The sequence below is a fragment of the Tateyamaria sp. Alg231-49 genome (assembly GCF_900143535.1).
In the GTDB taxonomy this organism is placed as follows: Bacteria; Pseudomonadota; Alphaproteobacteria; order Rhodobacterales; family Rhodobacteraceae; genus Tateyamaria.
On the sequence record NZ_FRFA01000002.1, the window covers coordinates 154,171 to 167,971 of the forward strand.

Sequence of the window (13,801 nt, forward strand, 5' to 3'; positions counted from 1 at the left end):
TTCAAACGATAGGACGCATGGCGTCAACCCCATCCGTCGCTGTCGCGGATACACAAATACTCGATAAAACTCGGGGTTCTTTGTAATTCCACGCCCTCCCACGGTGCAAAACCGCCCTTTGGTCCCAAATTAGGACGTCTCCGACCTGCCATTGGTGGCTATAGACATACTGATCTTGGGTTACCCAGGCGATCAGATCGTCGATCAGTTTGGTGCCCTCATCGGCTTCCATCCCTTCGATCGCAAAGGCATGGCTGGCGATGTACAGCGCCTCGGCCCCGTTGACCGGATTGCGCCAGACGGCGTTCCAAAGCTGGTCGGGCCATTTGTGAAACATCGGCAACGCGGCGAGTTCAGGGCTGATCCGCGCCCGGCTATGGGATAGCCGGTGCCAGGCGGCCCGATCCCGGATACGGTCCTTGAGGCTGTCTGGCATGTCCGCCCATCCGGCGCGGGTCGAGGCCAGTTCCGTGGCCCCGCCCGTTTGCGTCACGACCCGTCCGATAAGGATGTTGACCAGAGCAGGTATGGGCAGAAAGGTACTATCGGCGTGCCAAAGCATGTTGGCTTTGAGGTTGAGCGTGTGCAGGTCCATTTCGGCTGTGACGGACCCGTCCTCGCACACATTGCTCACGCGGGATACTTTGAAATCCTCGCCCACTTCGAGGGTTTCGGTATCGCGGTCTTCGATGGGTCCAAACATTCGGGCAAGCCGCATATGCGCCGCATCGTCGATGGTTTGGTTTCGAAACAACAGGGCCGAGTGGGTTTCGAAGGCGTCGCGCACGGCGGCAAAGCTCTGCGTGTCGAGTTCGGCGAGTTCGACGTCGTGCACTTCGACCCCGAATGTTGCTGTCAGTGGTGTTGTTTTCATCAGGTCTCGGTCTCCGTCTGAGTGAGAGATTGGATCGCGTCCGCGTCGAGATGTGCCACATCTGCCCAAAATCGCGACTTGGCCGCGTTGAGCAGCCCCTTGGGGTCCATCCGCTTTTTCCATGCCAAGTGGTTGTAATCTGCCTTGAGCCCGCCGCCTTCGACGTTCCACGTGTGGGCGTCGTAGACCGCAAAGCCGTTCGCCTCATAAGTTGCGTTGATCTCGGCGAGCCGTTCAGGTGTGGTGAACCAGATGATGGGCAGATCGAAGGTCACGATCTCGCCCCCGACGCGCGCAAATTCGTGGTGCATCCAGACGTCATCGCCAATTTTGGGACGCAGGGCTGCGATGGCATTCGGATCAGGTGGGATGGGGCAGCCAATTTGTTGATAGGTGGCTGAACGGTCTGCCTTGAGCACTTGCAGCGTCGTGTGGTTGTAGCTGAAGTCGTAGACATGCGGCAGGCCTGCGGCCTCTCGTTCGCTATCGGTGAGCATTAGGTCCACAAGCCCGCCCGATGCTGTGATCAGCGTACCAAAAGCATCGCGATCCTCGATCGGGATCATCGACACGAGCAAGTGCTTTTCAGGCCGGATGCGTCCTTCGAGTTTGGGGAAGTAGGCGCAGATTCGGGCGTCGACCGTGGTCAGAAGTTTGCGGGCAATGTCGGTGGCCTCGGCAAGGGCGAGGCCGGCGGCGTAGGCGGCCTCGTACGTGTCGAAAGTGGCGATGCATCCGACCCAATCCCGTTTGGCCACCGTGCGCAGGGTGACGTCTGTGATCACCCCGTTCAGCCCCCATGCGTGGTGGATGTGCAGGGCGTCCGCGCCTTCGAACACGTGGGCTTTTGGCGTTTCTTCAACGCTCATCGCGGTCAGAGAGACGATGTTGCCCGGATCGCGCAGCGCGCCGTTTGCGATGGAGCCGATCCCGGCGCTGCCGCCCGCCACGAACCCACCGACGGTGGCGATGTCTTTGGTAGAGGGGAACATGGCCATTTCCTGACCTGACGCCTCAAGGGCGGTGTTGATGTCAGCCATCATCGCTCCGGCTTGTGCCTTCACATAGCCCTCACCCACCTCCAGCACTTTGTTCATCGCTGTCGTGTCGATGATCAGGCCGCCGTCCATTGGCACGGACTGCCCATAGTTCCCGGTGCCCCCCCCGCGCAGGACTATTGGCGCATCATGAGCGAAGGCCACGGCAAGGGTATGCGCCATCTCTTCGGCTGTTTTGGGCCTCGCCACCAGATCACCAAAACAGCGTTTCAACTCGGCATTCAGAATCGGGGAGTACCAGAAGAAGTCGCGGCTGCGTTTCTTGATCAGAACGGGTTCCGTTATGACTTCGACAGGGGCGAGTTGGTCTGCAAAGGCCGCCCAGTCGATGTTGGTCTTGCCGGATATGGAGGTCATGTCAGCGTTTCCGTTGCGGGATGCAGGGCGGTGCGCCCAGAAATGAGCGTGGCGGTGTGCGCGGCGTCGCAGGTGAGCAGGTCGGATAAATGTGCGCCTTCGACTTTTATGGGTTTGCGCCCAAGGGCGGCTGCGGCATCGGTGGTGATTGCAGTTAGCCAGTCGCCCAATGGCGGGTCGAGATGCGCCGTAACGCAGGCCAGCGCAAGCGCTGCGCGTGGGTCATGGGCGCCCAGCGGGCAAAAGGCGTCGGCCACGTTGTCCGAAGCCACGACGACTTTGACCCCGGCGTCGCGCAACTCGTGCAACCGTGTGATCCCGCGCCTGTCCGGCGTGCCGTCTGTGCGTCCTTGCAGGTAGAGGTTGGTGATGGGGAGCGCGCATATTGTAATGCCCGCGCGTGCGCATTTGTCGGCGATGCGCGTGAAATCGTCTGGGGTGCGGTCCATCAGGCTGACCGCGTGTCCACAGAGGATCGGGCCCTCGAATCCGGTGGCAAGGGCGGTGTCCGCTATAGCTTCAAGCCCGTTGAAATCCCCAAGCCCCTCGTCCACGTGAAAATCCAGCATCAGCCCATGCCGCGTGGCAGCGGCAAAGATGTTGTCCAGACCCGCCTGCGTCGTGTCATGCCCAAGCACAAACGCGCCCGCCACGCCGCCCGTGAGGGCCAGCAGATCACTTACTTTCTCGGCAAATTCGTGGTCCGCCCATTGCCCGATGCCGCAGAGTGCGGCGAGTTGCAGGTCCGGATAGTCTTCTGCACATTCCAGCAGCACGGACCAGCTGAGCGGCGGTGCGGCTGTGTCGCCCCAATCGACATGGCTGCGGATGGCGCGGCACCCGTTGGAGTGCGCCTCATTCAGCCCCTGCATTGCGCGGGCGCGCAGGTCGTCTTCGTCCCAGTTGTTCTTGTCTGCGCGTTGTTGAGTGATCGCATGGGCGAGGTCCCCGCCAACTTGCCCGATGCGCTGGATGGTGTGGCATTTGTCGAGATGGCAGTGGGCCTCGGTCAAATAGGGGATGAGCGTGCACACATCTCCGCCTGTCGGCGGGGCAAGGCCAAGCAGCCGTCCATCCTTGATAAAGGGCACACCGCGCCTGCAATCCCCTGCCGGCTCACCGCCAAAGGAGGAGGGATCAGCGATGAACGCAGTGGGCACCAACACGTCTGTCATTTGCGCGCACCCATTTCAAAACCTGCGAAGTCTTCTAGCCAGCGCCCAAACCCCTGTGCTGCCGAGTTGAGCAGGATTTCCCCTTTTTCGACCGTTGCGGCGGCGGCGTTTCCAAGTGCGCCTTCTGCGTTCAGATCGTCGATGGTCCAGCCGGGGCGCGCGGGTTGACCGGTGAGGCCGGTAAGGTGACCTGCGGCCTCCCAATCTTGCATCTTTGTTTGGAAATCTTGCGCAAGGTCCATGTTCACAAGGTTAGGCCGGGCCGCCAGCATGGCACTGGTTTCTGTGTCGCCTGCGTGCAGATCATGGGTCATGGCGGAGGGATCAAAGCCGCTAAGATCGGCAAAGGCGAACCAACTTGCGTGCGCTGCGATCAGGCCGTGATCAATGCGGGCTGCGCGCACCGCGACTTCGAGCAGTGCGGTGTTTCCGCCGTGTCCGTTGAAGTAGATCAGCCGCTTGACGCCAGCGCGTGCGACCGAGGCGGTGATGTCGCGCAGGACGGCCAGCAGGGTTTCTGCACTAAGTGTGAGGGTGCCCGCGTGTGCGATGTGTTCGTCGGATTTGGTGATGCTGAGCGTGGGCAGTTGGAGCGCGTTTGCCGTGGTCTTTGTCCGTGCCAGTACGGCCTCGGTCAGGGTGGTGTCGACGCAGAAGGGCAGGTGGGGGCCGTGCTGTTCCGTTGCGCCGAGTGGCAGGATTGCGATGGCGCCGCTTGCATCGATCGTGCCGCGTGAGAGATCTGACCAGAGCGGGATCATGTTGCACGTCCAAAGAAAGAGTTGAGAAAGCCCGTCATCCACGCCCCTTGTGCTGCGTCATGTTCGAGCATCAGAGCTGTGGACTGTTCGCGTGACTGTACTCCGGGTTCTTTGTAACGCCCCCAGCCCTCGGCCCGGTCTTGCCAGCGTTGAAAACCGGCCATGGTCTGTTCGGGATGGAACTGAAGCCCGACCACGGTGTCGCCGACCGCAAAGGCCTGGTTTTCGAACAACGCGCTGCGGGCCAGATGCGTTGCGCCGTCGGGAAGGTCGAAGGTGTGAAAATGCGCTTGGGTAAAGTGCAAGGGTTCTGGGAACAGATCGCGCCCGGCTTCTGTTGGTGTGATTTCATACCAGCCAAATTCATGGTTGCCGTGTTCGGGTGCCCCGGCCCAGGCCCCCATGTGATGGGCGATCATTTGCGCACCTTGGCACAGACCCAGAAGGGGTACATTCGCCTTCATTGCAGCGTCGATCATGCGGTATTCTTCGTTCAGGAACGGGTGCAGGTCTGTGTCATAGGCGTTGTAGATGCCACCATAGATGACGACCCCGGCCAAATCGTCCGTAACGTCGCCCAAGGTGTCGCCTCGCCATGGGCGGCGCGCATCGAGACGGACGTTGTTCACCGCGCACCACGTCGTAATCCGGTCGTCCATGGGACCATCGCCGTGGCGCACGCATAGCAGTCGCTTTTCCATGTCTTTCCCTTTCAGTGGAAAGTGGATGTCAGCGGCCCTTGAGATATTAAATCTGTGCCAGAGATGTCGGGGAAGGGTTTCAAATTTTTACTGCGTGCGCAAGTGTTGAGAGATGAAAAGCCTGACCCCTGCCGCCATCGCCCCGCCTTTTGCCCGCTATTCGCACGGGGTCGAACTGCCTGTGGGTGCGCGTATTGTGCGCACATCCGGACAGTTGGGATTGGCGCAGGACGGCACGGTGCCCGAAGGGGCACAGGCGCAGGCAGAGATATGTTTTGCCAACATCACCGCCATTCTGGCCGAAGCGGGGATGGGTGCAAGTGATGTATGTCATGTGAGTGCGTACGTCACAGACCGCGCCCACATGCCCAGGTACATGGCGGCGCGGGATGCGTTTTTGGTCGACGCGCCGGTTTTGCCAAGTTCCACACTTGTGATCGTGTCGGGCTTTACCCGGCCCGAGTTTGTTGTTGAGGTCGAAGTGTGGGCCGCAGCGCCCTAGCTGTAATCGCTGCGCGACAACTCCCAGATCGTTCAGCCATAGGTGTCCCCGAAGAAAAGCGTGGCGATCCCGATTGCCTCCTATGCGCCGGGACCAGTCCGCAACCGCAGATACATCAGGGCTGCGCCGACCAGAGCCAAACCGATCAGTGAAAAGCCGGGGCGAAAGGACAGGTCGCTGCCGGTTGGGCCATGTATATTGCTCATGGATGAGGAATATGGGGCGGCGTCGGATGGGGGCCAGCCCCCGTCCTTTCAGGACTCCCCCGGGATTTTTTTAATCAGAGAAGCGGGGTTGGTTCAGGTTGCTTTGAGTGCGGGAAGGATTGTCCCTGTGCAGGTGCCAAATCCGATTTTATAGCCGTCTCCGTTTGCGTGCCCTGCGAGCGTGAGCGTGTCACCGTCCTCTAGGAAGGTGCGGGTGTCTCCGGAGTCGAGCGACAGGGGTTCCTTGCCACCCCAGCTGAGCTCTAGAAGACTGCCTCGTTCGGATTTGGTGGGGCCTGAGATTGTGCCGGAGCCTAAGAGGTCACCTGCGTTCATCGGGCAGGCTGACGTGGCGTGGTGCGCCAGTTGCTGGGCGGAGGAATAGTACATCTCTTTATAGTTGGTCTGCGCGATCATGGTGGCAGGTTTGTCTGCCGGGGCAAGCGTCACGCTCAGGTCGATGTCGTAGAGCATTGGGCCGGTGTCCTTGAGGTGATCGAGCAATGGGACCTCGCGCTGTGGCGTTGAGGTGCGGAACGGATCAAGGGCTGCTTTGGTCACGATCCAAGGGCTGATCGAGGTGGCCGTCGCCTTGGCCTGAAACGGACCCAAGGGCTGGTATTCCCACGCCTGAATGTCGCGCGCTGACCAATCGTTCAGCAGCACGTATCCAAAGATCGCAGCATCCGCCTGATCGACTGTGAGCGGGCCACTGGAAGACGTTCCAACGATGGCGCCCATTTCAAGCTCGAGATCAAAGCGGCGAGAGGGAAGGTAGGCAGGCACGTCGTGATCCGGTGATTTGAGTTGCCCCCAGGGTCGGCGGATATCGGTGCCTGACACAACAACAGATGAGGCCCGTCCGTTGTATCCGATGGGCATGTGCAACCAGTTCGGCGGCAGCGCATTTTCAGGCCCCCGAAACATCGTGCCCACATTGGTGGCGTGATGACGACCTGCATAAAAGTCCGTGTATTCGGACACGACGAGGGGCATGTGCAGCGTGGCCTCGCCCATAGGCACCATCAGCGGTTCGACCATTGCGCGGTCGCGCGCGCCTTCGGCCAGAAGGTCGGTTAGCCGGTTGCGCAGGGCGGTCCAGACGGCTGGGCCCTGTTCCATCAACTCGTTCCAGAACGGTACGTCAAACAGTGGCTCGTCCGTAAGGTCGATCACCCCCTGTTCCTCGGCCGCCTGCATGTCAAAGATCATATCCCCGATGGCCACACCGCAGCGGGCATCAAGGGCTGGCGTGGAAAACACGCCATAGGGCAGATTGTTGAGCGGGAAATCGGTGTCAGCGGTATTGGCGCTGCTGATCCATGAACGTTTGAGGGGCATAAAGGCCTTTCACTTGTCTTACTACCAGCAAGCGCCGCTGGTCACGTGGTGTGCATCATTGCGTGTCATCGTCGTCTTTATTCTTGCGCTTGTTCTGGAACCAACGCAGCACGACAAAAAACAGGATGAAAAAGACCGTCCACGACAGGAGGTCAGCGAGGTAATCGGGCATCTTATTTCCGACCCGGAGTGCCGTCGAATTTCTTTTCGATGTCCGACCAGCAATCAATGTAGTCATCCTGCAGCGGGGCCTCTTGGGCCGCAAAGCGCGTCAGGTGTTGGGGAAACCGGGTTTCGAACATGAACGACATTGTATTGTCTAATTTCTCCGCTTCAAGGGTCGCATTGCTCGCGCCCTCAAACGCATTTTTGTCTGGGCCGTGTGGCAGCATCATGTTGTGAAGTGACATCCCACCCGGCACGAAGCCTTTGGGTTTTGCGTCATACTGCCCGTAAATGTTGCCCATCAGTTCGGACATGATGTTCTTGTGATACCATGGCGGGCGGAACGTATCTTCGGCCACCATCCAGCGTTCGCGGAACAGGACAAAATCGATGTTAGCAGTGCCCGGTTGACCCGAGGGCGCAGTGAGCACGGTAAAGATCGAGGGGTCCGGGTGGTCAAACAGGATCGCGCCCACTGGACAGTAGGTTTTCAGATCGTATTTGAGGGGGGCATAGTTGCCGTGCCATGCTACCACGTCCAGAGGTGAGTGCCCGATTTGGGTTTCGTGGAACTGGCCGCACCATTTGATGGTCAGGGTCGAAGGTGTTTCGCGATCCTCAAAAGCGGCCACCGGGGCCTTGAAGTCCCTTGGGTTGGCCATGCAGTTGGCGCCAATGGGCCCACGCCCGGGCAGCACGAATTTCTGCCCATAGTTTTCGCAAACAAAGCCGCGGCACGGCCCTTCAAGCACCTCGACGCGGTAGACGAGGCCGCGCGGCAAGATCGCGATTTCCTGTGGTGCGACGTCGATGATGCCCAGTTCCGTGCAGAACCTCAGCCGTCCTTCCTGAGGGACCACGAGCAGTTCGCTGTCTGCAGAAAAGAAGTAGGCGTCTTTCATCGACTGGGTGACAAGATAGATGTGGCTGGCCATGCCCACTTGGGTGTTCACATCCCCCGCTGTCGTCATCGTGCGCATGCCAGTCAGCCATGTAAGCGCCTCGTCCGAGTGGGGAACCGGATCCCAGCGATATTGCCCAAGGCTGGTTACATCCTCGATCACGTGCGGCGCGGATGCCCAATGGGGCAGGGTGATCCGTTCATATCGGCCCGAGTGTTTGACAGATGGGCGGATGCGGTAACACCACGTCCGCTCAGGGCGTTCATGGGTGAAGGCCGTGCCACTTAGCTGTTCGCCATAAAGGCCGTAGTTGCATTTCTGCGGAGAGTTCATGCCCTCGGGCAGGGCGCCGGGCAGGGCCTCTGTCTCGAAATCATTGCCAAAGCCGGGCATGTAGCCGGTCGTGATGCCAGCGCCGGATGGGGCCTGAATCATGCCATGCGGATCGGTTTGACGGTTCATGGGTGCGCTCCCTTGCAGATGAAGCTCAGAGGTAATAGTTGTATTTGTAACTAACAAGGGGCGAGATATGCGTGACGATCCTGATTTTGATGTGCGGATGTTTCTTCCTTACTTGCTCAATCAGGCGGCGGAAGCCGCAAGCCTTGAGTTCCAGAACGTCTATAAGGATCGCTATGGGATGCTGCGCAACGAATGGCGCGTGTTGTTTCACCTTGGGATTTACGGGCGGATGACAGCCAGCGACATTGGCGCGCGGGCGCAAATGCACAAGACCAAGATCAGCCGTGCCGTTCAGCGTCTGGCCGAGCGGAGGTATCTGGTGCGTACGCGTGACGAAGCAGACCGAAGGGTTGAGCATCTGGATCTGACCAAGATGGGCCAAAAGGTTTATTCTGACCTGCGCAGCACGGCACGTGATTATGACACTGCCCTTGTTGAAGGTTTGTCTGAAGAGGATGCAAACCGGCTGCGAACGCAACTGATCGCACTGGCCGCGCGTCGCGGGTAAGTGATTTGTCTGCACGCAGATCGTAGCACAGGGTGCGCGCGAGAGTTTGTCCTGAGAGGAAACTGAATGCGCCCACGTTTCTTTGCGCTGATCGCTGCGTTCAGCCTGGCCGCTACAACCCTTTCCGCCCAGTATTCAGGGTGTGGAGATGCCCAGACCCCGTGCGATGTTGAAGGCGGGACCTATCACATGGCGATTCCCAGGGCGGAGGTGGCCAAAGGCATTGTCATCCATCTGCACGGCGCAGGGGCACGGGCCTCGGGACTGTTGAAATCCGGTTTGGCGCGCGGGGCTGCCGCGCGCGGCTATGTCTTCGTTGCGCCAGAAGGCTATCACCCCAACTCGCGCTTTGTGCGCAATTGGTCGGTGCGTGCGAATGGGTCGTCTTTTGAACGGGATGATGCTGTGTTTCTACGCGCTGTTTTGGCGGATGTGCGTCGGCAAACAGGATTGACCGAAGAGCCGGTTATGCTGGCAGGCTTTTCACGCGGCGGGTCCATGGTTTGGGACATTGCCTGCCATGATCCTAGTTTTGCCACCGCTTATGCGCCGCTTGCGGGCGCATTTTGGAACGACTTGCCCGAAGTATGCTCTGCCCCCGTCAAGCTGTTTCACACCCACGGCTGGAACGACCGCACCGTTCCTTTGGAGGGCCGTTCGTTCCGAAATGGTCAGGTGGTGCAGGGGGATGTCTGGGCATCGCTCAAGGTATTGAGAGAGACCAACGGATGTGATGCGCGCCAACCTGAGCGCAACAGTTATGAGGGCGCGTTCTGGTTCCGTCATTGGACCGACTGCAAGGCTGGCAAGATTGAACTGATGCTGCACCAGGGCGGACACGGTGCCCCGCAGGGGTGGTCCGGTCGGATGCTCGATTGGTTCGAGGCTCAGACAGGCTGAGCCTTAGATATTCACCTCGACCCCAGGCAGATTGAGGGTCTTGAGCAACTCGCGCAACTCTTGCCGCGCGGCCACATTCGAGATGTTGAGTTGCTTGACGCCGATTTCCTTGAGGTCCAGCAACGTCAGTCCGCGCGGGAACAACTCGCGGAAAATCACCCGCTCGGAGAACCCCGGCGCGATGCGAAAGCCGACGCGCTTGGACAGCATTTTGAGCGCACGCTCCATCTTTTCCTTGTTGACCATGCGCTGGGCACCCATGCGGTTGCGCACCACGACCCAGTCGATCGGCTTAAGCCCCGCTTGCGCCCGCAATTGCCGGGCGTTCCAGACCATTTCGGAATAGACCGACGGCCCAAGGATTTTGTCGCCTGACGCATCGATCCGTGCCAGCAGGTCAAAATCGACAAAGCTGTCATTCAGCGGTGTGATCAGCGTATCGGCAAGCGAGTGTGCGACCTGAGACAGGCGTGTGTGCGAGCCTGGGCAGTCGATCAGAATGAAATCGCTGTCAGATTCCAGTGTTGCGACCGCTGCGCTGAGCCGGTGATCATAGATGTTCTCGCCGGGTTTGAGCGCCGCGGCATCAATTTCGGGCAATTCGTGTGCGTCGGGTGACGGCAGGTCGAGTCCTGAAGAGGCAAGGAACGCTTTGCGGTTTTCCACGTAGCGCCCAAAGGTGCGTTGCCGCAGGTCAAGGTCAAGCGCGTTGACCTTGTGTCCCAATCTGGCAAGGGCCGTTGCGACATGCATGGAGACGGTGGATTTGCCTGCTCCGCCCTTTTCGTTGCCCACGACGATGATATGCGCCATTTCTGCCCTCTTGCCCCGTGTCCGCTTGCCGGATTTTGCACTACTATATGTTGTGGGTTGCGCGTTGAAAAGCGGCGTGCGCCCTTTTCCTGCGTCAGCGTGGCACAGCAGACTCAATCACCTCTTTGTTAGCGCTATCAGGAAGTGTGTGTTATAGACGCGCCAAACCGAATTCCGACACAGGAGAGCACTATGCCCCTTCACCCCGTAATGACCCGCGTGACTGAGCGCGTGATTGACCGCAGCGCCCCCACCCGTCGCCGTTATCTCGACCGGATGGCCAAGGCAAAATCGGACGGGCCTGCGCGCGCGCACCTGTCCTGCAGCGGGCAGGCCCACGCCTTTGCCGCCGCTGGCGACGATCAGGGCCGTCTGGCAGAGGCCAGCAGCGGGAACCTTGGGATCGTGACCGCCTACAATGACATGTTGTCCGCCCACCAGCCGTTTGAGCGTTATCCCACGCTGATCCGCGATGCGGTGCGCGCCTCTGGCGGGACAGCGCAGGTTGCGGGCGGCGTGCCTGCCATGTGCGACGGTGTGACCCAAGGCGAGGCGGGCATGGAGCTCAGCCTGTTTTCGCGCGATGTGATTGCCATGGCGGCTGGTGTGGCTCTTAGCCACAACACGTTTGATGCCGCCGTTTATCTGGGCGTCTGTGACAAGATTGTGCCCGGCCTGATCATCGCAGCGCAATCCTTTGGGCATATGCCCGCAGTCTTCCTGCCTGCCGGGCCAATGACCAGCGGCTTGCCCAATGACGAAAAGGCCAAGGTACGCCAACGCTTTGCCGCAGGTGAGGCGACGCGCGAGGAGCTTTTGAAGGCCGAAATGGCCGCGTATCATGGTCCAGGCACCTGCACGTTCTATGGCACTGCCAATACCAACCAGATGCTGATGGAATTCATGGGGCTTCATCTGCCGGGTTCGTCCTTCGTAAACCCCAATACGGATCTGCGCGATGCCTTGACGATTGAGGGGGCCAAGCGCGCGCTGTCGTTGTCGGCCCTTGGCAATCACTACACCCCGGTGTGCGATGTGCTGGACGAAAAGGCGTTTGTGAACGGGATTGTCGGGCTGAACGCGACCGGAGGGTCGACGAACCTGCTGATCCACCTGATAGCCATGGCGCGGGCTGGTGGGATCATCCTTGATTGGGAAGACTTCTGCGATTTGTCTGAAATCACGCCGCTTATCGCGCGGGTTTATCCAAACGGTCTGGCAGATGTGAACCAATTTCATGCCGCGGGTGGTTTGGGCTTTATGATTGGTGAGCTGTTGAATGCGGGCCTTTTGCACGACGACACCAAGACTGTCGCTGGTGAAGGGCTTGAGAACTATACCCACGAACCCAAGCTGGAGAGTGGAGAGTTGACGTGGACCCCGGGTAGTGGCGAGAGCCTGAACACAGGCATCCTGCGCCCCGCGTCCGAGCCGTTTCAGGAAACTGGCGGCCTCAGCCGTCTCGTTGGAACCCTCGGCACAGGCGTGATGAAGATTTCCGCTGTGGCCCCTGAACACCGCGTGGTCGAGGCGCCCTGCCGCGTGTTCCACGATCAGGACGAAGTCAAAGCGGCCTTCAAGGCGGGCGAGTTTGAGGGCGATGTCGTCATCGTCGTCCGCTTTCAGGGTCCAAAGGCCAACGGTATGCCGGAATTGCACAGCCTGACCCCTGCGTTGGGGATCATGCAGGGGCGTGGTCAAAAGGTGGCTTTGGTCACGGATGGACGGATGTCGGGAGCGTCGGGCAAGATTCCATCAGCTATCCATGTGTGTCCAGAAGCGCTTGATGGCGGTCCGATCGGCCAGTTGCAGGATGGCGATATTGTCCGCGTGGATGCGGTTGCTGGCGTTTTGGAGGTGCTGACTGAGGGCGTGTTGGACCGCCCCCATGCGACGGCTGATCTGACGGATTCACACTGGGGTGTGGGGCGTGACATGTTCACGGCCTTCCGTTCCAACGTCGGCTCTGCCAATACTGGCGCGACTGTTTTTGGAGATTTTTGAATATGATTACTGCCAAAGCCGCTTCCGCCCGCGCTTGGGAAATCTGTAACCTTGCCCCGATTGTGCCGGTTCTTGTGGTTGAGGATGTCGCCCATGCGCGCCCCTTGGCGGAGGCGTTGGTCGCCGGTGGGTTGCCCGCGCTTGAGGTGACTTTGAGGACGCCTGCCGCTTTGGACGTGATCGCGGCCATGGCTGAGGTTGAGGGTGGCGTCGTTGGTGCGGGCACGCTGGTTACGCCGGATGATGTCTATGCGGCCAAGGAGGCGGGGGCGCAGTTCGGGGTCTCGCCCGGTGCCACGGACGCTTTGATTGCGGCCTGTGAGGCCGAAGGATTGCCCTTGTTGCCGGGGGCGGCGACGGCGTCGGAGGCGATGGCGCTGCTTGAGCGGGGCTATGACATGCTCAAGTTTTTCCCGGCGGAGGCGTCGGGGGGCGCGCCCGCTTTGAAGGCGATTGGGGCGCCGTTGCCTCAGATTTCGTTCTGCCCCACTGGAGGGGTGAGCATGGGCAATGCGAACAGTTATCTGAGCTTGCCAAATGTGGTCTGTGCGGGGGGGTCCTGGGTGGCGCCCAAGGATCTGGTTCAGGCCGGTGACTGGGCTGGAATCGAGGCCTTGGCCCGCGAGGCGGCGGCGCTGCCGCGGTGATTTTCTGGATGGGCCCCGGAATGGGTGTCCCACGCTGGGACAGAAACCTCGGTTAGGAATATCAAAGGGTTACAGAGGCGGTTTAGGCCTTTGTTAACTTTTGGACGGTGGCAAATACATGCTGCTGTCTGGATCTTTGGAACATATATTGGTTGCCCAGAGGCTTTGATTTGAGCTTTGGTACGTTCATCTGACGGGCCTTGATGCCGCACGAAATCGCCCCCGGTTTCCGCCGAAACTGAGCACCGGGATCGGAGACAAGCCTAGCGCGCCGGTCCGTCATTGCCCGATAGCTGATTGGGCGTTGCCAAGTCCGCCGAGAAGGGCCGGACCGCCCCGCAGTCTGGCGATTTGTTGGGCTGTGGTGCGACAGGCAAGCTTTGCGATATCCTTGATCCATCAACCGCCCGGTCAGTCGCGTGGCA

14 protein-coding genes are annotated in these 13,801 nt (G+C 59.9%); 5 read left to right on the forward strand and 9 right to left on the reverse strand.

What is annotated here, in order from left to right:
• Position 1: 1 nt before the first annotated feature.
• Genes DHN60_RS04410 through DHN60_RS04430 form a run of 5 tightly spaced genes read right to left on the reverse strand, consistent with a single transcriptional unit; the run spans position 2 to position 4,926 of the window.
• Positions 2-874, reverse strand: coding sequence for a TauD/TfdA family dioxygenase (locus DHN60_RS04410; protein WP_108836076.1), 873 nt, complete (start codon positions 872-874; stop codon positions 2-4).
• Positions 874-2,289, reverse strand: coding sequence for an FAD-binding oxidoreductase (locus DHN60_RS04415; RefSeq protein ID WP_108836077.1), 1,416 nt, complete (start codon positions 2,287-2,289; stop codon positions 874-876). Before DHN60_RS04415 ends, DHN60_RS04410 begins: the two co-directional genes overlap by 1 nt.
• Positions 2,286-3,464, reverse strand: coding sequence for an amidohydrolase family protein (locus tag DHN60_RS04420; RefSeq protein WP_108836078.1), 1,179 nt, complete (start codon positions 3,462-3,464; stop codon positions 2,286-2,288). Before DHN60_RS04420 ends, DHN60_RS04415 begins: the two co-directional genes overlap by 4 nt.
• Positions 3,461-4,225, reverse strand: coding sequence for a creatininase family protein (locus tag DHN60_RS04425; RefSeq protein WP_108836079.1), 765 nt, complete (start codon positions 4,223-4,225; stop codon positions 3,461-3,463). Before DHN60_RS04425 ends, DHN60_RS04420 begins: the two co-directional genes overlap by 4 nt.
• The gene (locus DHN60_RS04430) at positions 4,222-4,926 is read right to left on the reverse strand and encodes a glutamine amidotransferase (RefSeq protein ID WP_108836080.1); all 705 of its coding nucleotides are present in this window, start codon (positions 4,924-4,926) and stop codon (positions 4,222-4,224) included. Before DHN60_RS04430 ends, DHN60_RS04425 begins: the two co-directional genes overlap by 4 nt.
• A gap of 112 nt (positions 4,927-5,038) precedes the next feature.
• Between DHN60_RS04430 and DHN60_RS04435 the strand changes: the two genes are divergently transcribed.
• Complete coding sequence (locus DHN60_RS04435; RefSeq protein WP_108836081.1) at positions 5,039-5,428, forward strand: RidA family protein; 390 nt, start codon at positions 5,039-5,041, stop codon at positions 5,426-5,428.
• A gap of 80 nt (positions 5,429-5,508) precedes the next feature.
• Here the strand turns inward: DHN60_RS04435 and DHN60_RS22815 are convergent, their stop codons facing one another.
• The 3 genes from DHN60_RS22815 to hmgA all read right to left on the reverse strand — a co-directional run bounded on the left by DHN60_RS22815 (position 5,509) and on the right by hmgA (position 8,504).
• The gene (locus tag DHN60_RS22815; RefSeq protein WP_255415555.1) at positions 5,509-5,634 is read right to left on the reverse strand and encodes a hypothetical protein; all 126 of its coding nucleotides are present in this window, start codon (positions 5,632-5,634) and stop codon (positions 5,509-5,511) included.
• 93 nt (positions 5,635-5,727) lie between these two features.
• Positions 5,728-6,975 (reverse strand): fumarylacetoacetase, encoded by a 1,248-nt coding sequence (fahA, locus tag DHN60_RS04440; protein WP_108836082.1) that lies wholly within the window; start codon positions 6,973-6,975, stop codon positions 5,728-5,730.
• A 173-nt stretch (positions 6,976-7,148) separates the two neighbouring features.
• A complete protein-coding gene (hmgA, locus tag DHN60_RS04445) occupies positions 7,149-8,504 on the reverse strand; it encodes a homogentisate 1,2-dioxygenase (protein ID WP_108836083.1) in 1,356 nt (451 codons plus the stop codon).
• A gap of 67 nt (positions 8,505-8,571) precedes the next feature.
• Between hmgA and DHN60_RS04450 the strand changes: the two genes are divergently transcribed.
• Together DHN60_RS04450 and DHN60_RS04455 are read left to right on the forward strand one after the other, a co-directional pair.
• Positions 8,572-9,012: a MarR family winged helix-turn-helix transcriptional regulator gene (locus DHN60_RS04450; RefSeq protein ID WP_108836084.1), complete on the forward strand. Its 441-nt coding sequence runs from the start codon at positions 8,572-8,574 to the stop codon at positions 9,010-9,012.
• Between the two features lie 66 nt (positions 9,013-9,078).
• On the forward strand, positions 9,079-9,912 hold the full coding sequence (locus tag DHN60_RS04455; RefSeq protein ID WP_108836085.1) for a PHB depolymerase family esterase: 834 nt from the start codon (positions 9,079-9,081) through the stop codon (positions 9,910-9,912).
• A gap of 3 nt (positions 9,913-9,915) precedes the next feature.
• Here the strand turns inward: DHN60_RS04455 and DHN60_RS04460 are convergent, their stop codons facing one another.
• A complete protein-coding gene (locus tag DHN60_RS04460; RefSeq protein ID WP_108836086.1) occupies positions 9,916-10,725 on the reverse strand; it encodes a division plane positioning ATPase MipZ in 810 nt (269 codons plus the stop codon).
• Positions 10,726-10,917: 192 nt separating this feature from the next.
• Here DHN60_RS04460 and edd point away from each other — a divergent pair, with 192 nt between their 5' ends.
• Both edd and eda read left to right on the forward strand, forming a co-directional pair.
• Positions 10,918-12,729 (forward strand): phosphogluconate dehydratase, encoded by a 1,812-nt coding sequence (gene edd, locus DHN60_RS04465; RefSeq protein WP_108836087.1) that lies wholly within the window; start codon positions 10,918-10,920, stop codon positions 12,727-12,729.
• Between the two features lie 2 nt (positions 12,730-12,731).
• Positions 12,732-13,376 carry a bifunctional 4-hydroxy-2-oxoglutarate aldolase/2-dehydro-3-deoxy-phosphogluconate aldolase gene (gene eda / locus DHN60_RS04470; protein WP_108836088.1) on the forward strand — a complete coding sequence of 215 codons (645 nt, stop codon included), beginning with the start codon at positions 12,732-12,734 and terminating at the stop codon, positions 13,374-13,376.
• Positions 13,377-13,801: the final 425 nt, after the last annotated feature.

Bases quoted from the DNA above. Each gene is read 5' to 3' on its own strand.
- DHN60_RS04410 (WP_108836076.1), bottom strand. From the start codon at position 874: ATGAAAACAACACCACTGACAGCAACATTCGGGGTCGAAGTGCACGAC.
- DHN60_RS04415 (WP_108836077.1), bottom strand. From the start codon at position 2,289: ATGACCTCCATATCCGGCAAGACCAACATCGACTGGGCGGCCTTTGCA.
- DHN60_RS04420 (WP_108836078.1), bottom strand. From the start codon at position 3,464: ATGACAGACGTGTTGGTGCCCACTGCGTTCATCGCTGATCCCTCCTCC.
- DHN60_RS04425 (WP_108836079.1), bottom strand. From the start codon at position 4,225: ATGATCCCGCTCTGGTCAGATCTCTCACGCGGCACGATCGATGCAAGC.
- DHN60_RS04430 (WP_108836080.1), bottom strand. From the start codon at position 4,926: ATGGAAAAGCGACTGCTATGCGTGCGCCACGGCGATGGTCCCATGGAC.
- DHN60_RS04435 (WP_108836081.1), top strand. From the start codon at position 5,039: ATGAAAAGCCTGACCCCTGCCGCCATCGCCCCGCCTTTTGCCCGCTAT.
- DHN60_RS22815 (WP_255415555.1), bottom strand. From the start codon at position 5,634: ATGAGCAATATACATGGCCCAACCGGCAGCGACCTGTCCTTTCGCCCC.
- fahA (WP_108836082.1), bottom strand. From the start codon at position 6,975: ATGCCCCTCAAACGTTCATGGATCAGCAGCGCCAATACCGCTGACACC.
- hmgA (WP_108836083.1), bottom strand. From the start codon at position 8,504: ATGAACCGTCAAACCGATCCGCATGGCATGATTCAGGCCCCATCCGGC.
- DHN60_RS04450 (WP_108836084.1), top strand. From the start codon at position 8,572: ATGCGTGACGATCCTGATTTTGATGTGCGGATGTTTCTTCCTTACTTG.
- DHN60_RS04455 (WP_108836085.1), top strand. From the start codon at position 9,079: ATGCGCCCACGTTTCTTTGCGCTGATCGCTGCGTTCAGCCTGGCCGCT.
- DHN60_RS04460 (WP_108836086.1), bottom strand. From the start codon at position 10,725: ATGGCGCATATCATCGTCGTGGGCAACGAAAAGGGCGGAGCAGGCAAA.
- edd (WP_108836087.1), top strand. From the start codon at position 10,918: ATGCCCCTTCACCCCGTAATGACCCGCGTGACTGAGCGCGTGATTGAC.
- eda (WP_108836088.1), top strand. From the start codon at position 12,732: ATGATTACTGCCAAAGCCGCTTCCGCCCGCGCTTGGGAAATCTGTAAC.